This window comes from Paraburkholderia azotifigens, from assembly GCF_007995085.1.
GTDB classification, from domain to species: Bacteria; Pseudomonadota; Gammaproteobacteria; order Burkholderiales; family Burkholderiaceae; genus Paraburkholderia; species Paraburkholderia azotifigens.
The window spans coordinates 2,087,780-2,104,692 of record NZ_VOQS01000005.1 but is presented as its reverse complement, the minus strand read 5'-3'; the positions used below and the strand labels follow the sequence as shown (position 1 = coordinate 2,104,692).

Genomic DNA, 16,913 nt, shown 5'->3' with positions numbered 1-16,913 from the left:
CTGTTTCAGATGGCGCCCGCTAAACTTCACTTGACCCTGGAGCGATGGGCCAAACAGCACGGTTCGCCGTTCAGAGTCAGACTCGGCACCACACCGATAACGATGTGGACGTAGTGTTCCGTCAACATACTTGCCGGCAGTCACGGTGGCGATCATCGCCGCGCTGGCGTTGCTGCCCGGCAATGACTGCGGCGGCATCGGTGCAGTGATCACCGGCGTGCGTTCATCGGTTTCCCTTCTGCATGACGAAAACGGCAACATAAAAAGCGCGTACCACTACCGATAGAAAACGTAATCCGCAAAATAGGGCGAGCTACCGTTTTCGTGTTCCGTCGAACACGGTGCTGTCGGCATCAATCCTCCAACGGTGTGCACTCGCTGCACATACCGGACAACCGACAGCACGCCGACGCCGGACGTGCTATGAGTTTCGAGCAGGAGTTGCGGTATGCTCGCCGGCGTTTCGCTCGCACGCTGCGCAAGCACCCGCCCTGTAATCCGGCTTCCGTCTTGCGCCCCCCATGTCGGTCCGGCGATGTGCCAGACTGCCGCATGCCCCCTTTCATCGTACAGCGTCGCTTGTGGGCTCTTGAACACCCAACTCAGATGATGTTGCGCGTCGAACTCACACGAATAGGTCTGCACGCCAGATGCCACCAACGTCATCACGCGCTCGGCCTGAGGCGGGTCGATGGAAGAACTGACTGGATCTGCTGGCGTCGTCGCACACGCAGACAGGATCGATACAATGACCGTCGCAAAGCCAGAGTGCAGATAATTCCTGAACATGATTCTCACCTTCAAGAAATGGAGCACGACGCGGAGTGGCTGCCGACAGAGACATTGGCCACGTAATTTCCACGAGTCGTATTCGCGGTCGCTCGCAACGTAGACTGGTCAGAGAACAGCTGATTAGAGAAGCGCATTATCGGATTCTTCTTGCATTCGCCAACACACTAGTCGACCCTCGTTCCTGAAGACGTCATCTGTTTTTGGGAGGTTGTGACATAGTCACTATAAGACGTAACGCAACCGACAAACCTATTTTCCCGTCGAATAGTTTCATAACCTGATGCGGCCCACGGTCGCTGTCGTCGCCGTGTCCGCATGAGCTGAAGTTACGCCAATTAAAAGCAGACTATTCGAATGAACGCGACGGATGAGCGTTCTTTCGAATGGGTAGATGTCAAGGGAATTGGGTCGAAGAGTCGCGTATTGCGCGAACAGTGCATATCTCATCCCGCGAAATCACCAGCCACCACAAACTCCGGTGAACAGAGAGCGAAAACGCGCGCGTGGGCGAGAACATGATGAACTCTCCTAAGAGCGCTTCCATGAAGGCTCCCACCGACGTTACGCTCCCGGTCGACGCGCTGGTTGATCCACGTCAATTATGTAGATTTCGATGCTTTGCAGCGGGCGAGCCAGTCAAGCGCACGCCGGGCAAGAGCGTCGCTTGCGTGATTCCAGGCGCCCGCTCGCGTGACCGCGTGGAGGCAATGTCAAAGGGCATCAACTGGCAGGCTGCCGAAGATCGCAGTTCCAGCGTCGTTCGTGTAAGCACCAAACTAAAAACATGCCCGATCGCCAAAGTAAATTTCAGCTACATGCGACGTGGACTGATATAGATCAACCGGCTTTGAAAACCTGGAGCACTAAATAGCTTGCCGGCCCGTCATGGGCAGGTCTCCGCCTCGCCGGATCCGTAACTCCAATTTGGAGGGTGACATCATGAATAACAGGACAAGTGGCAGTTTTCTTTCGCGCATGATTCTTGTGCTGGCACTGTGCGTAATGGGAACATCCGTTTCGTTGTTCCATACGAGTAGTCGTGCACAATCATCAGAGTCCGTCAAACAAGCCATGACTTTGCTTAAGAGTAAGACTGCGAAGTTGGGCGCACCGGTCGTAAAAGGCGAGGACTCTGTTGCAGGAAAGCAGGTGCCAGCGTTGTACTTTGGTGCAACCAAGATGAATAACAACTTCGCTGTGGTCGATGAGGTCAAGCAGGCGATGGGCGGCACCGCGACGTTGTTCGTGAAAAGCGGCGATGACTTCGTTCGTGTGGCGACAAACGTGCAGAAAACCGACGGATCGAGGGCCATCGGGACTGTCCTCGATCCAAAGGGCAAGGCAATTTCCGCCATTCGCCAGGGCGATGCGTACTACGGTGATGCTGATATTCTTGGCAAACCCTATGTGACGGGTTATGAACCGATACACGATTCCAGCGGGACCGTCATCGGTATCTACTACGTAGGCTATCCAAAACCGCAGTGAGCGCGCGCTGGCCGTCACGCTTCGCGGTTCTACATAGAGACGCGCTTGACGCTACGAGCCGCCCGTAGACGTCGTTGCTATGCAGCCCAAAAGCTTCAGTCGCCCTGTTTCAAGAGCTCGACGATCACGACATCTGTGTCGTCGCGCGCCGTCAACGTAACTTGCGCTTCATTGCGAACCGCAACCCCATCGCGTGGCGCGAGGCAGACGTGTCCCACCTCGAGTCGCCCATGATCGGCAACCAGGTAGGCGGAACCTGGCATCGGCAACGTGTGTTGCACTCTTGTGCCTTCTCGTAGGGTTGCAATACGCACGCGTGCATCGGTATTGATGGGAAGTGCGCCCGCGTCCACGTCATCCGGATCGCCGCTTGCAAGCGTGACAAAGCGGCCTTCGCGCAGTTCGGGCGAACAGACTCGCGTGGCCCAGCGCGGCGCACCGCCCGGCATGCGCGGGCGCAACCAGATTTGAAAAAGCCGCGCGGGTACGTTTTCCTCGTTGCGCTCGGCGTGAAGGATCGCAGCGCCTGCACTCATCGCCTGAACGGAATCGGCGACGAGCCGCGCGCGATTACCCGCATCATCTTCGTGCGTGATCGCGCCCGAGCGCACCCATGTGACAACCTCGACGTCGCGATGAGCATGCAGACCGAAACCCGAACGCGGCGCAAATTCATCGTCGTTCAACACGTAAAGCGGGCCCAGCGGCGCATGGCCGGTGCGCCCGGTTTCATGGAAGCGGAAATGCAGCCGTGCATCGAGCCAGTCGCGCCGGATTGCGCCAAGCGAGAGAAAAGGACGATGTTCGATCATGATGATGTTCCGTTCGGGGGCGCCGGGCGTGGGGTGCGGTCATCGATGACCGCATCCGCCTGCCCAGGCCACACTCAGATCTGCTGTTGACCGCCATCGACGAACAACTCGATGCCGTTCACGAAGCTCGCTTCGTCCGAGGCGAGGAACAGCGCTGCGCTCGCGATTTCATTGGGTTCGCCCAGACGTCCCATCGGGATCTGCGCAGCCAGGTAGTCGGCAAGACCCTGACGTTGCGCGGCGTCGTCACCGGCCAGATCGAGCAGGCCGGGCGTGCGGGTCGCACCCGGGCTGATCGTGTTCACGCGGATATGGCGGTCCTTGAGATCGAGAATCCAGTTGCGTGCGAAGGAACGTACTGCCGCCTTCGAAGCCGAATACACGCTGAACGCCGCCGTGCCCGCGCTGCCTGCCGTCGAACCCGTGAGAATCACCGATGCCCCCTTGGCCAGCAGCGGCAGCGCCTTTTGCACCGTGAACAGCACGCCCTTCACATTGCGATTGAAGGTGTCGTCGAAGTGCTCTTCGGTGATGTTGCCAAACGGCAGCATCGAACCACCGCCTGCGTTGGCGAACAGCACGTCGAGCCGTCCCTGTTCTTCCTTGATCTGCGCATACAGCGCGTCGAGCTCGCCGAGCTTCGTGGAGTCGACGCGTACACCCGTCGCCTTGCCGCCCGCTTCGCGGATGCCCTTCACGGCAGCATCGAGTTCGGCCTGACGGCGGCCCGTGAGATAGACGTGCGCGCCTTCAGCCGCGAAACGCTCGGCGGTAGCGAGGCCGATGCCGCTGGTTGCGCCCGTGACGAGTGCGATCTTGTTGTCGAGCTTGCGTGCCATGGTATTGCTCCTTTCGTTTCGTTCAGTGGATGTAGACGTTCGGTGTTGCGTGCTGCGATGTGAGGAGAATATCGACGGCTCGATCTTTTCGAAATAGAATTAATTGCAAACCAACGTTGCATAAATGAAAAGATGAGGACGAATGGCGAAGCTGCCTGATTTCGAAGGACTTGCGATGTTCGCGAAGGTCGCCGAGGAGGGGTCGTTTGCGGCTGCGGCGCGTACGATGGGCGTGTCGGTGGCGACCGTCTCGCGCGGCGTAGCCCGCCTTGAAGACCGGCTGGGCGCACGGCTTTTCAACCGCACGTCGCGCCAGCTGTCGCTCACCGAGTTCGGCCGGACGATCTGCGAGAAAGCCGGCGAAATTTACCGGCAGGCCGAGGAAGCGGAAAGCGCAGCGCGCGAAATGTCGGTGCAGCCGCGCGGGCTGGTGCGCCTCGCCGTACCGATGTCGTTCGGGCTGCGCTGGGTCGCGCCGCTGCTGCCTGGCTTTTTTCGCGCCTATCCGGAGGTGTCGATCGACCTGCATCTATCGGATGCGCCCGTCGATCTGGTCGCCGATGGTTTTGACGCCGCGCTGCGTATCGCCGCCTTGCCGGATTCGTCGCTCGTGGCGCGGCGGCTGTGCGCGGTGACGCAATTCGTGGTGGCGTCGCCGGACTATCTGCAGCGCGAAGGACGGCCCGCGCATCCGCGCGAGCTGGTGGACCGGCCGTGTCTCTCGTACGCGTACCGCGCACGTAGCGACGTGTGGCGTTTCACGAACGATGCGGGCCAGGAAGAACCGGTGATGCCGACCGGCCCGCTGCGCGTGACGAATTCCGATGCGCTGTTGCCCACGCTGCTAGATGGCCTTGCGATCGCCGAACTGCCCGAATTCATCGCCGGTGAATATCTGGCCAATGGTCGTCTCGAAGCGATCCTGACTGACTGGTCACTGACGAAGGGCGGTCTCTACTTCGTGACGCCGTCGGCGCGTGCGCGGCCCGCGAAGGTGGCGGCGCTGTCCGATTACTTCGCCGACCATCTCTCCGATCCCACGTGGCGATGGCCAAAGTGATGCGCTGGCGGATGGGATTCGCCAGATCACATCATTGCATTTACGCAATGATGGATTTCGAACAATTCCATCCCGCAAATATCGCCTGATCCGTATTCGATGCCGCGCGCCGTTTGAAACCGGCCCAAAGCGGTCCCGCAACCTGCTGCTCGTGATGGCGCGCGAAGCGAACGCTGTCCGTGTCACTGACCTACGGCAACGCTGGATGAATGGCCTGAATGAAATCAACTTTGGCACAAGCGCGTCCATGAATCTGGCGTCGACTTTCGAAGTTCGATTTGTTCCCGCCACGCAAGACTTTTGTGCGCGCTGCGAGGATCAAAAGCACGTGACGATCTTCTATATTTCGGGCTATTCCAGTTGTGGATCGATCTGCGTCCACGGCGAACGACCGACGTTCGAAGCCTGGACAAGATATGGGACGGGCAAGGCCCGCATCCTCGATAGGAGAAGCTATGAGCGAAGCAAATCGAAGCGCAGTGCGCGAGCTAAGTCATTTCATCGACGGTCGACGCGTCGCCGGCACGAGCGGCCAGTTCGCGGACGTATTCGATCCGGCGCAAGGCCGGTTGTCGGCACGCGTGCCCGTCGCCAATGGGGATGAAGTCGCCGCCGCTGTCGCCGCCGCGAAAGCAGCGTTTCCGGCCTGGAGTGAGACCGCCCCGTTGAAGCGCGCCCGTTTGATGTTCAAATTCAAAGAACTGCTCGAAAAGCATTCCGACGAAATCGCCGAACTCATTACGCGCGATCACGGCAAGCTCTTCGAAGACTCAAAGGGCGAGGTGGTGCGCGGTATCGAGATCGTCGAATTCGCGTGCGGCATTCCGGACCTCCTTAAGACCGACTTCACCGATCAGATCAGCGCCGGCATGGACGCATGGAATCTGCGTCAGCCGCTGGGCGTGGCCGCGGGCGTCACACCGTTCAATTTCCCCGTGGTCGTGCCGTGCTGGATGTTCGTCATGGCCGCCGCCACGGGCAACACGTTCATCCTGAAGCCTTCGGAGCGCACGCCTTCGGCTTCGATACGGCTTGCCGAGCTGTTCATCGAAGCCGGTTTTCCTAAAGGGGTATTCAACGTCGTGCATGGCAGCAAGGCCGTCGTGGATGCGCTGATGGCCCATCCCGATGTGATGGCGATATCGGCTGTCGCCTCGACACCTGTTGCCGAATACATCTACACGGAAAGCGCCAGGCATGGCAAGCGCGTGCAGGCCCTGGGCAGCGCGAAAAACCACCTGGTCGTGACGCCCGATGCCAATCTCGATCAAACAATCGATGCGTTGATCAATTCGTCGTACGGCTCTGCGGGCGAGCGCTGCATGGCGACGTCGGTGGCGGTGGCCGTCGGGAATATCGGCGATGAACTGGTCGAGCGCCTCGTGCCGCGCGTGCGTTCGCTCAGGATCGGCAGCGGCATGGAGCCGGACCTGGACATGGGGCCGCTCATCAGCGCCACGCATCGCAACAAGGTGGTGGGCTATATCGAAGCGGGTGTTGCCGCGGGCGCCAGACTGCTTGTCGACGGCCGCGGGCATAGCGTGGCCGGCCATGAAGAGGGCTTCTTTCTCGGCGGTTCGCTGTTCGACGACGTGAAGCCCGAAATGAGCATCTATCGCGAAGAGATTTTCGGGCCGGTCCTGTCGGTCGTCCGCGTGCCCGATCTCGCGAGTGCGATAGCGCTCGTTAATGCGCATGAACTCGGCAACTGCGTATCGCTTTACACGTCCGACGGCAACGCGGCGCGCATGTTCTCCCGGCAAATCAAGGTGGGAATGGTTGGTATCAATGTGCCGAGTCCGGTGCCGTCGGCGTGGCATTCGTTTGGGGGCTGGAAGCGATCGATGTTCGGCGATCATCACGCATACGGCGAAGAAGCCGTGCGCTTTTACACGCACTACAAGAGCGTCATGCAGCGTTGGCCCGATAACATCGGCAAAGCTGCATGATTGACGATGCCAGTCGGCGGGCACGGTCCTGGCCGTGCCCGCCGACGCCTGCAACATGCCTCCGTTCAATGACGTCCCGAACGCCCTGTTGAGCGCCTCTTTTGCCAGGCGCCGCTGCCAGGCAGAATCCCCTGTTTGATCTCCGGTTGACCGAACCGGGGGCGTTGTCGGATGCGACCATGACGTCGCATGCCATGGCCAGTTCGCATCCGCTGCCACGCGCGTAACCAGCCACAGCCGCAATGACCGGCGTGGAAATCGAACGCATGCCATCCCACCCGGCGAAAAGATCGAGCACCTGGTTCCCCCTGGAAGCCGAAGGAGACGCGACGGCCCCGGTCAAATGATCTGGATCAAATGCGCTCGGGGCGGAGCGCGTATGGTGGGTGGGAGGCCATCGCGGAGATTGTCATGTACTCGATGCAACCCTTCTTTGTGGAAATTCTTCCGGAACGCGTCGACGGGTGGACTGCCGAGGCGCGTTTTTCCCGTCAAGACGACTACCGCAAGCCAATCGACGTGCCAAAGGTTCGTTTCTTTCTCCCTGCAACGAAACCAACGAGGGCAATGGCGGAGCGTGACGCGATAGAGTGGGCGCGTCACTTCATCGTGTCATCGAGCGATGTCCTGGAGGCGTCGCTCAAACTCGAAGAGACGCGACGGAATCCACGTCGACCCGTTTCCTGATATCGCTGGTCGATACTTTCGGTTTTACTGCAGGGGCGCCCGGCCCATGGCGACTCGTGCTGACATGCGTCACCGTAAGACACGGTCCTTATGACGTTCGGGCAAGAAAGAGCGCCCCAAAGAAGAAACACATCGGCGATGTAAAAAGCCAGCGCCAGCCGGAAGGATTTCCTTACCAGAAGTCGGAGTCAATATGCCTTTTGCGACTAGCGCGGATCTTCCGGCCTCCGTTCGACATCATCTCCCTCTCCACGCACAGGACATTTACCGGTCGGCGTTCAACCACGCGTTCGAAGCCCACTTCACTGACCCGCGACGCGAGGAAGTCGCACATCGGATCGCGTGGGCAGCCGTAAAACGCGCCTATTTCAAGGACGATGGCATGTGGGTCAAGAAGCCTGGTTAATCCGGCGCGCTGTCGTGGTCATTCCCTTCACCGGAACGCCTCAGCGCTCCAGCATGCTGACAGGTACAAGTCGCGTCGTTTCCATTTGCGGCGGCGAATCCGTCAATCAGGAAACGAGATCCCGCTGGACGCGAAAGCCTCAAGGCAAGAATCAACGCGACTTCAATACTGAGGTGCCGTCTCGGGAATGGTACTGACGATCAACGAAAATAAACGGTCCAGTTCAGGTTGCGGTTCGCTGCCGCCAAAAGGATCGTCATTGGCGCCAAACTCTTCGTCCAGTTCCATCCACTCGGCCGCGGAGAGATACTGCAACGCGGCCGGTAAGATCACTTCCTCTTCCAACCGCCTGTGATGACTGTAAAACGCCGCGTACGCATGCACGAGGCTCTGCAATGCGGGTGCCGCCGAACTTCCCGTCAGTTCATATCGGGTTAGCGCGTCTTCCAGCTGACGCACTCGCGCTTCGCCTTCCTCATGCTGCGCCCGCAGTTTTTCGACAACCTCGCCCAGCTCATTCGTGCGCGATCGCAAGCGTGGGAACAAATACTTGTCTTCCTTGGGATGATGCACGCGCTCCGGAAATTCGCGAATGTAGTAAAGCATGGCTCGTAACACCACTGGCTCGGGCGCATGCGGGCCTTCAGACAATAACTCGGCGAACCGTGTCATACCGTTGATCACTGTCGAAAGCTGTCGATGCTCGCGGATAATAGTCTGTATCGCCCTTCGCGTCGTTGGCTGTTGCATGTCACTCCTCCCGCGCGTCAACGCCCCTGGTTCATACACAGCCATGAACTAGTGAAATCGCCCGACCGACCGCAATATCGAGCGGCCCTCCTCCGTCAGACGCACGTGTCCGCCTCCCGACGCGAGCTTCTCCAGCAAAACAAGCTGGCGCTCGCACAACGCGTCCAAATCGCCAAGATCGAGATGTTCGGACTGCTGGTTCGTGTCGAGAAGCATGAGCGCTGCGATTTCATGTGGGCTGAGCATCATCGTCTCCATTAATCTGATGTTCCATGCATCATCGTCTTCTTCAAAGAATAGATGCTCATCAGAAACTGTCGACGCGCAATTTGTCGCATGCCATCATTGCAACAACGATACATAGCGTTCTTCCTGCTTTCGCCCGTTCATGACGTGTCTCGCCGAATAGCGGCATCGTGGGGCTCCGTCACACTATGAATTTGCATTCTGGCGCAGCGGTGCAGTTGACCTCCGTCAACCAATGGCAGTTTGTCGATAAGAATGCCTCAGGCATCAGCGCATATACCGCTTGCATCGGCGGCGTCACGATATTGGCTTGACCCCATGCGAGCCCGGCTCAATACATCGCATAGACGAATTGCGATATCACATCCGTCTGCTCGCCAGGGGCGCGAAGCGCCTTCGCGATCTTACGCAACTCGGGCTCGCACAAAGCGAGATCTTCCAGCCCCTGTGCGCGCCATATCGCGACCAACGCATCGATCATATCTTCCTCGACCACGATGGGAGCAGGTTCGAAAACGTCGAGAAAATACGATCGAGCCGCGGGGTCCGTTTTCTCCAGCAGGAAAGGCGCGACCAGCGGCTTCAAACCCGCCAGCTTCGAACGGAATAGCCTTCCCGGATCAACGTTAGTCAAGTTGGTACTCCTTTTTCCAAGAGTCGTCAGATTCGACAGGCGTCTGTTCGTCGCGGTAGAGAATGTAGTTGCCCAGCACGAGCACATCGATATCCGTGCGCATGAAGCATCGATAAGCGTCTTCGGGCGTGCAGACGATCGGCTCGCCGCGGACATTGAACGAGGTGTTGACAAGCAGTGGGCACCCCGTCAGTGCATGGAACGCCTGTAGCAAAGAGAACATTCTCGGGTTCACATCCTTCGCCACCGTCTGGACTCTCGCGCTGTAGTCGATGTGCGTAATGGCCGGGACAGTACTTCGCACCGCATTGACGATCTGCAGCATGTCTTCAGGATCCGACGCTGCCTGCGGCTCCCGGCGATGCTCATTCCGCAATGGCGCGACGATAAGCATATAAGGACTGTTCGAATCCAGCTCGAAGTAATGGGCCGCGTTGTCTTCCAGAATGATCGGTGCGAACGGGCGGAACGATTCTCGAAACTTGATTTTGAGGTTCATTCGCGACTGCGTCGTCGCCGCACGTGGATCGCCGAGAATCGAACGGCTGCCGAGTGCGCGCGGACCGAACTCCATTCGACCAGCAAACATCGCGACGATTTTTTGCTCGGCGAGCAAGGAGGCAATTGTCGCCGCGCCTGTATCGAGACCTTCCAGCGGATGATAGGTGGCGCCAGACTGCGACAGGAATGTGAGAATCTCGTCGTCGCTGAAATCCGGACCGAGAAAGCTTCCGCGTTGTGAATCGCCGCCGCAATCGTCCTTGGGGCGGGTACCGCCAAGCATGTAGAAGTCGGCCAGATACGCTGCACCGATCGCGCCGCCCGCGTCGCCCGCTGCCGGTTGAATCCAGATGTCATCGAAGATTCCCTCACGCAGAATCTTGCCGTTCGCCACACAATTCAACGCGACGCCCCCTGCGAGACACAGGTTCGTCGCGCCCGTCAGATCGCGCAACGTACGCGAAGTCTTGAGCATGACCTCTTCCGTCACTGCCTGAATGGATGCAGCGAGATCCATTTCGCGCATCGTGATTCGCGACTCGGGCACACGCGGCGGTCCCTTGAAGAGCCGATCGAAGCGCTCGTTTGTCAGCGTAGAACCCCTGTGAAAGTCGAAGAAATCCAGATTGAGCCGGAACGAACCGTCGTCCTTGATATCGATCAGGTGCTCTCTGATCGTCTCGGCGTAGATGGGTTTTCCATAGGGCGCGAGGCCCATTAGCTTGTACTCACCGCTGTTGACCTTAAAGCCACAGAAGAACGTGAACGCGCTGTATAGCAACCCGAGCGAATGCGGATAACGAATTTCCTTGAGGATTTGAATCTCGCTGTCATGCCCGACGCCCAGACTCGTTGTCGACCATTCTCCAACGCCATCGACGCAAAGCACCGCAGCTTTTTCAAACGGCGACGGGAAAAACGCCGAGGCCGCGTGGGAATAATGATGCCGCGCGAAGTAGACAGGCACATCGCAGTTCAACATCTCCTGGATCAGTTCCTTGAAATAGGGCTTGACGGCAAAGAATGAGCCAACCGCACGGGTAAAGAATGCTTCCGACTCCGGCGCAAACGCGATCGACGACCGTATGATCCGGTCTGCCGTCAACGCGGGATCGTCATAGAACGCGATCGCCGCGAGGTCGCCGCCATCGATCTCCGCCTCCTCAAGGCAGTAGTTGATTGCGCCACGAGGGAAGCGCGGGTCGTGTTTCTTCCTGCTGAACCGCTCTTCCTGCGCCGCAGCGACGATCCTTCCATCTTGCAGCACTGCTGCCGCCGAGTCGTGGTAAAAGGCCGAAACGCCGAGTACGTATCTGGACATGTGCTCCCCTCCTCTACGTTCGAAATTCGCTCGCTGTGAATTCCTGCGCCGAACCTGCACCTGACAATCGTTCGGTGTGCCGGGGGCGCAGATATCCGCTGGTGGACAAGGTCGTGCACAACTGCGTGCTTGCACAGGCTTCTTCCAGCTCGCAAGCGGCGATGTCTTTACGCCTCATCGCGACGCCGCCGATCAGCACGTCGCGCGGCTCGCTATACGTGACCAGTTCGATGAAGTCCCAGCTGCCTCCGTGCTCGGTAAGACTCTTCGGCCGATCAAACAGGCACAGGTCTGCCTTCATGCCCGCCTCGATCCTGCCAATGTCAGCGATGCCGAGGGCTCGCGCCGCTGATGACGTCAACGCATCGACCATGAAGTCACCGAGCATCGTTGAGTCGCCTGACTGATGGGTTAGCGCAGACGACAACAAAGCCACTGACCTGTACTGGCTTCCGTGCACCGGCGTATCGCGGTCGATCGAGAACGCCAATGCGCGGTCTTTCATCGACAAACGCGCAAAGTGCTCATCCCGCAACCATTCGCTGACCGCTCCGGGTGAGCAAACAAGGTTCGCGGACGACTCGTTCACCATCGCGACATCGCGACGGGACAATTGCGAGAGGTTGAAGATCGTCACCTGTGACAGCAGCGACAGGTATGACAGCAATCCCACTTCCGTGAAGTAGCGTGATTCCTTGAAAAGCCTGGCGTCGTCCGCCGTCGAACTGAGTCGGACGCAAAGCCTTTTACCCAGTCGCTCAGCAACCCGGGCGGCACCAACGATCGTTTCGGCGGATCCGACTTCGCCGGGCACGACTGCCGGTATGAACTCACAGCATTTCTGTCTGAACGTATTTGTCGCGCACACGGCTTCCAGCATACGTACCCCCGCTTCGATGCCGGTGGCGCCGCCACCATCCTCAGCAAGTTCAACATAGAAGATGCGACGTAAGCTGTTAGCCCCGTAGCATGCCGCGCAATCTGCGAGGCTGCTGCAAAACACTCCCGCTGTGGTGACCCCGTGCGCGGCGAGATGCTGCGAATATCGGCTCCAATCCTGATGACCCAACGTAGCGTCGGCTTCGATCAGGCCGGGAAGACAGGCAGCCGTATCGCCCGGCATCGAGCACGCACACTGCGACGTGCGTGGCGGCAAAAGCCGCGCGATGCGTCGACCGTTGATCTCTATGTCGCCGCGCACAAAGCGATGCCGTGTCGAGTCGAAGTACAAGGTATCGACGATCGCCCAGTCTCTTTCGCAAGTGCTCGATTCGAGAACGTCCATATGGGCCTCAAGTGGCAACGCCTTGCGAAGGTAACGCCCGTTCGCCACCTGTTTCCTGTTTGCCTGGATCGCCGGGCCGCGGCATCTGCCGCTCGTCATCGATTCCGGACGCTGCGCCCGGCATCGGACTATGTTCGGTGCGTCCGCCTGCTTGCAGCAATGGCGCCACGACCTTAGCCAGAGCGCGTCCCATCAGGTCGTGCGCGATCGGTGTGTAATGGCAGTCCATCCGGAAACGCAACTGTCGTCTCTTACCGGCTGGATACTGCTGAAAATCATCAAGGACGTGATAGACAAGCACTCCAACCGACTGCGCAAGTTCGTCGAAGCGTTTGCGAATATTCCTGTAACTCGCCGTTTCCTCTACATACTGGTAGACAGGCATGACGACAATCACAGCCGGTACTGAAAGCTCTGATACCCATTTTCCGAGGATAGCCTGCATGAGCTTCCAGCTTTCATTGCTCGAGGCGTTGTACTCTGGAAGCGGCTGGAACCTGGTTATCCGCTGGCAGGCGTCTTTGAAATCGGGGCCGATCCTGTTGACCATCTTGCGTAGACTCGAGCGCAACGAAGCGATGCCGCCTCCCGACGGTTGCGATGGATTCTCGTCCCTGTAGGGCTGCGGAACGGGTACGCCCTTCAGGGTGAGGCCATCGCCGGCAGAAAATTCGAACCACGGCTTGGGCACCCGAATCGCCTCACCAGTGCGGTCCGCCCATCCGCGCTCGCGAACCACATTGCGCTGGATGTTCTCGACAAGCACGCTGATGACAACGGCGTCGTATTCGATCTGGGCGGCATACTGCTGAAACACGAGATATTGCTGGTCGGTGCCGCTGCCGCTCAGGCCGAAGTTAAGCACCTCGGTGTCGGTCAATTGCTGTTCCAGTACGTCCGTGTACCGTTTTCCGTTGCTGACGCCATCACCCGCGGTGTATGAGTCGCCGAAAACCAGGACACGATGTCTGGTGTGCTTGCATGGGGTGACCTGGTGCTCACAGCGAAAACCGTCACGATTGGTTTTCACCAGGTATCCGCCCCCTTCGTGTGGGATCCGGAGCTTGAGGCCGGGTGCGAACCGGTAGCCAAGAATCGGATCGTATCGCATCAAGCGCCGGTGCAGCCCGGGCGCCTCGCCATCCTCTGTGTGCGCGTTCATGATTGCCTTGTCTCCTGATTGTCGGGTGTTCGCCCCCTTATCCGTCGTCACAAACTGCCATTGCTGGAGGTCATCGATGCCTTCTATCCGGAATAACGTCAAGTCCACTCGCTACGTCGCGTATCTGATCTCGCTCAGCCGTGCGGTCCGATAAGGCTTTATAGGCTTTCCTGACTACGGGCAGAAGTTGTTTGGGAATCAGCCTGGTGGCAAATCCCCTGACAATGGCGAGCCCCGGCTTCGGTTCACGGAAGAGGTTTTCCGGCACCCAGATTCCGTCGAACTGGAAAAGGAGTTCTGGGAAGTCGATATACCGTTTATCGATATCCAGGTTCACTACCAGATCGTCCCGCACGAATATCAGGTTTCCCGTGTGGCAGACAAGCGTATAGCCTTTTCGACGCGCCACATTGCACGTTGCAGAGAACGTGTTGCCAGGCGTTTTATCGCTATGTCTCCACACTATCCCCGGCGGAACGCTCGAGTTGATTTCGATCACGACGATCTTTGGCATATAGTCCGTCAAGGATTCCCACACGTCACAGTCGTATGAGTCAATGTCAATCGATAGCAATGAAAACTCAGAGGGTATGCTGGTCTTCCTGAGAATTGCATCCAGCGACAATTCGTCGGCCGAAGAGCGCGCCACGAAAGCGCACACCGGTACGATCTTCGAATACCTCGTGGCTGTATCGAGCAGGTCCTTATATCGGGTGGCATCACCCTCTATATAAACTGCGCGCCACCCCTGTTCTACGAGAGCAAATGTGTTGCTCAAATGCATGCCATCCCACGCGCCAAATTCGACGCACCAACTATCGTTGCTTGCGTCCAGGCCAAGGCGCTTGTGCAGTTCGGCGATAACGCCATCTTCACCGTTCTGCGAATGAACATTGAACTGATACCTGTTGAACGGCAGGTTTCCAAGATTTGAATTCATTTTTCAGCCCTCGGATAGATATTTGGCTTCGTCACGACTGACCTGCTTTCCTTGTTGCAGTCGCGCAATTACGGAAGAGAAAATGCGACTACCCTACACACGCCGGCATTACAGCGCCCTCGCGATTCTGTAAAGCATCCATGCCGCAGCGACGCTCAACCCCACTGTGATCGACCAGGCTATACCCGTGACGCCCCAGTAGTGCGTCGCGGGCGGCACACAGGCAAGCAGCACGATCACCTCGATCACAGAAGCCTGCGTCGTCGCTTTCGCATCGCCGACAGCCCGCAGATACGACACCAGCACCGCGATCAGCGCGCCGATCGCCATGTTGATCGCGAAGATCTTGAAGAGCGGCACGGCGGGCAGCCAGGCCGGTCCGAGAACCAGCGCGAACAGCGGCTGCGCCGCCAGCCGCAGCACGATCACGACGACCACCAGCCCGAGCGCGATCACGCCGATATAGCGCTTGAAGAGCCGCGCGGCCGCATGAGGATCGGCGCGATGACGCGCGGCAAAGGTGGGAAACAGATACTGCGACATCGCGATCGCGGCGTCGGCGAGCAGCATCTGCGCGAGCCGCGAGGACATCTGGTACGCACCGAGTTGCGCCGGTCCGAGCAGCTTGCCGACCACGACCTTGTCGAACTGGTTGAGGACCAGATTGACGACGCTGCCGGCCCAGATCCAGCGGCTGAAACCGATGTAATGACCGATGCCCGACCAGCGCAAGCGGATGGGCGGACGCGGGTTCATCGTGATCCATGTGAGCGCCGTCTTCAGCGATTCGCCGACGATCATCCCGATCAGCACCGAATAGGCGCCCGCGCCCGCCAGCGCCAGCGCGAGCCCGCAACAGCAGTCGAGGAACGCCGCCGATATCTCGACGAGCGCGACATGCTGGAAGCGCCGCTCGCGCTGCACGACGTAATAGGCGGGTGACGCGACACCGCGCAGCAGCGGCAACAGCGCCGCAAGCTGCAACAGCAGCAGCGCGCCGCCCAGATGAAACTGGCTGTTCATCAGCGGCGCAATCGCGACGAGCGCGGCGCCGATCACCAGGCCGCGTGTGGCGAGCGTGGTCCAGACGGCGCCCAGTTCGTCACGCGTCGGCGACGCCTGCCCCTGGATCACCGCCTGCGACAAGCCCGTGTCCGACAGAGACTCTGCAATCGCGACAGCGAGCAGCGCGACGCTCACGCTGCCGATCGCCTCCGGCCCGAGAATGCGGCCGATCGCAAGGAACTTGACAGCTACGAGCCCGCGCATCAACACCTGCTGCAACAGCACCCATGTCGGCGCGCTCGATTTAAAGCCGGCGCTGACAGAGAGCGTAGGTAGCCGCATCGCTCGCACGCTGTGCTCCTTCGTTGCGTTGCCCCTTTCTGTGCCGACCTTCCAACGGCACCCACTTTCACAACCTACAGGCAAGTTTTGCCGCGCAAACGCCATACGCTAGCTAAAATCAGCAAACTTTTCGGTTATTCGTTCGATGCTTAAAACGGGAGCGGCGTGACGGCAACGCAACGGATTGAACTCAAGCTGCGTTCCAGGCAGACATCGCGAAGCGATGGAAGGGAGGATTTCGATGAGGACAGTCGAGTCCTTCACCCGTCAGGGAAGCCGTTGCCGGATTCCCGTACATACGCGCCCCACCATGGCCACGGGTCGTGAGAATCCGCTCATTAGCAGGATCTCCCGGCGCAAGCGTGGATGAATGCAGGCTGCGCCCAACACGACAAAGGCGCCCGGAAGCACGAGCAGACCAACCAGGACGACTCTTTTAATCATGACAACCACCCGCGACTATCGGCTCTTCGATGAAGTGAGCATATGCGGCGGTGCCGTCATGCCGTTGACGTCAGTCAAACATTCAATCGTGCGCAGGATGGTGATCCTTTCGTTCGTCGAAGACGACATACTCGATGTCGCCGCTCGCACGCCGTGGGAACATTGGCGCACGCGAACGCAGCCAGCGGATTCCGGACCTGATGACGTTGACCCGTATCTTAAGAAACCGGCAGGGCGCTGCCCTGCTTGA

General features: G+C 59.0%; 20 protein-coding genes. 8 read left to right on the top strand and 12 right to left on the bottom strand.

All coding sequences use genetic code 11. The features are described 5' to 3' along the window. The first annotated feature begins 145 nt into the window (after positions 1-145). Positions 146-286 (top strand): hypothetical protein, encoded by a 141-nt coding sequence (locus FRZ40_RS44250; RefSeq protein ID WP_158647080.1) that lies wholly within the window; start codon positions 146-148, stop codon positions 284-286. Here FRZ40_RS44250 and FRZ40_RS41460 read toward each other — a convergent pair. After that, entirely contained in the window at positions 277-789 is a 513-nt protein-coding gene (locus FRZ40_RS41460; RefSeq protein WP_028370730.1) for a DUF3455 domain-containing protein, read from the bottom strand. The genes FRZ40_RS44250 and FRZ40_RS41460 overlap by 10 nt on opposite strands. 545 nt (positions 790-1,334) lie before the next feature. Here FRZ40_RS41460 and FRZ40_RS41455 point away from each other — a divergent pair. Together FRZ40_RS41455 and FRZ40_RS41450 are read left to right on the top strand one after the other, a co-directional pair. Beyond that, complete coding sequence (locus FRZ40_RS41455) at positions 1,335-1,628, top strand: hypothetical protein (protein ID WP_147238150.1); 294 nt, start codon at positions 1,335-1,337, stop codon at positions 1,626-1,628. 103 nt (positions 1,629-1,731) lie between these two features. After that, positions 1,732-2,280 carry a Cache 3/Cache 2 fusion domain-containing protein gene (locus FRZ40_RS41450; protein ID WP_240057495.1) on the top strand — a complete coding sequence of 183 codons (549 nt, stop codon included), beginning with the start codon at positions 1,732-1,734 and terminating at the stop codon, positions 2,278-2,280. A 95-nt stretch (positions 2,281-2,375) separates the two neighbouring features. On the opposite strand, the gene FRZ40_RS41445 is transcribed toward FRZ40_RS41450, so the two are convergent. After that, on the bottom strand, positions 2,376-3,092 hold the full coding sequence (locus tag FRZ40_RS41445; RefSeq protein ID WP_028370732.1) for a pirin family protein: 717 nt from the start codon (positions 3,090-3,092) through the stop codon (positions 2,376-2,378). A gap of 74 nt (positions 3,093-3,166) precedes the next feature. Beyond that, entirely contained in the window at positions 3,167-3,931 is a 765-nt protein-coding gene (locus tag FRZ40_RS41440) for an SDR family NAD(P)-dependent oxidoreductase (protein ID WP_147238149.1), read from the bottom strand. A gap of 142 nt (positions 3,932-4,073) precedes the next feature. Here FRZ40_RS41440 and FRZ40_RS41435 point away from each other — a divergent pair, with 142 nt between their 5' ends. Further along, entirely contained in the window at positions 4,074-4,991 is a 918-nt protein-coding gene (locus FRZ40_RS41435; protein ID WP_028370734.1) for a LysR family transcriptional regulator, read from the top strand. A gap of 455 nt (positions 4,992-5,446) precedes the next feature. Next, positions 5,447-6,940 carry a CoA-acylating methylmalonate-semialdehyde dehydrogenase gene (locus tag FRZ40_RS41430; RefSeq protein WP_147238148.1) on the top strand — a complete coding sequence of 498 codons (1,494 nt, stop codon included), beginning with the start codon at positions 5,447-5,449 and terminating at the stop codon, positions 6,938-6,940. Here FRZ40_RS41430 and FRZ40_RS41425 read toward each other — a convergent pair. Next, positions 6,900-7,208: an enoyl-CoA hydratase-related protein gene (locus FRZ40_RS41425; protein ID WP_240057562.1), complete on the bottom strand. Its 309-nt coding sequence runs from the start codon at positions 7,206-7,208 to the stop codon at positions 6,900-6,902. The genes FRZ40_RS41430 and FRZ40_RS41425 overlap by 41 nt on opposite strands. Before the next feature lie 143 nt (positions 7,209-7,351). Between FRZ40_RS41425 and FRZ40_RS41420 the strand changes: the two genes are divergently transcribed. Beyond that, positions 7,352-7,627, top strand: coding sequence for a hypothetical protein (locus FRZ40_RS41420; RefSeq protein ID WP_028370736.1), 276 nt, complete (start codon positions 7,352-7,354; stop codon positions 7,625-7,627). 193 nt (positions 7,628-7,820) lie between these two features. Continuing rightward, positions 7,821-8,033: a ChaB family protein gene (locus FRZ40_RS41415; RefSeq protein WP_028370737.1), complete on the top strand. Its 213-nt coding sequence runs from the start codon at positions 7,821-7,823 to the stop codon at positions 8,031-8,033. A 162-nt stretch (positions 8,034-8,195) separates the two neighbouring features. Here FRZ40_RS41415 and FRZ40_RS41410 read toward each other — a convergent pair whose 3' ends face one another. The 8 genes from FRZ40_RS41410 to FRZ40_RS41375 all read right to left on the bottom strand — a co-directional run bounded on the left by FRZ40_RS41410 (position 8,196) and on the right by FRZ40_RS41375 (position 16,228). Then, complete coding sequence (locus FRZ40_RS41410) at positions 8,196-8,783, bottom strand: hemerythrin domain-containing protein (RefSeq protein ID WP_147238147.1); 588 nt, start codon at positions 8,781-8,783, stop codon at positions 8,196-8,198. A gap of 48 nt (positions 8,784-8,831) precedes the next feature. After that, complete coding sequence (locus FRZ40_RS41405) at positions 8,832-9,029, bottom strand: hypothetical protein (RefSeq protein ID WP_147238567.1); 198 nt, start codon at positions 9,027-9,029, stop codon at positions 8,832-8,834. 331 nt (positions 9,030-9,360) lie between these two features. Next, a complete protein-coding gene (locus FRZ40_RS41400) occupies positions 9,361-9,663 on the bottom strand; it encodes a hypothetical protein (protein ID WP_147238146.1) in 303 nt (100 codons plus the stop codon). After that, complete coding sequence (locus FRZ40_RS41395) at positions 9,656-11,545, bottom strand: carbamoyltransferase family protein (protein WP_420873922.1); 1,890 nt, start codon at positions 11,543-11,545, stop codon at positions 9,656-9,658. The genes FRZ40_RS41400 and FRZ40_RS41395 overlap by 8 nt, the downstream gene beginning before the upstream one ends. Then, a complete protein-coding gene (locus FRZ40_RS41390) occupies positions 11,499-12,770 on the bottom strand; it encodes an amidohydrolase family protein (RefSeq protein WP_147238145.1) in 1,272 nt (423 codons plus the stop codon). Before FRZ40_RS41390 ends, FRZ40_RS41395 begins: the two co-directional genes overlap by 47 nt. A gap of 7 nt (positions 12,771-12,777) precedes the next feature. Beyond that, positions 12,778-13,932, bottom strand: coding sequence for an SGNH/GDSL hydrolase family protein (locus tag FRZ40_RS41385; RefSeq protein ID WP_147238144.1), 1,155 nt, complete (start codon positions 13,930-13,932; stop codon positions 12,778-12,780). Between the two features lie 70 nt (positions 13,933-14,002). Continuing rightward, complete coding sequence (locus tag FRZ40_RS41380) at positions 14,003-14,872, bottom strand: hypothetical protein (RefSeq protein WP_147238143.1); 870 nt, start codon at positions 14,870-14,872, stop codon at positions 14,003-14,005. Between the two features lie 108 nt (positions 14,873-14,980). Continuing rightward, positions 14,981-16,228, bottom strand: coding sequence for an oligosaccharide flippase family protein (locus FRZ40_RS41375; protein WP_147238142.1), 1,248 nt, complete (start codon positions 16,226-16,228; stop codon positions 14,981-14,983). A gap of 433 nt (positions 16,229-16,661) precedes the next feature. On the opposite strand from FRZ40_RS41375, the gene FRZ40_RS41370 reads away from it, so the two are divergent. After that, entirely contained in the window at positions 16,662-16,913 is a 252-nt protein-coding gene (locus FRZ40_RS41370) for a hypothetical protein (RefSeq protein WP_147238141.1), read from the top strand.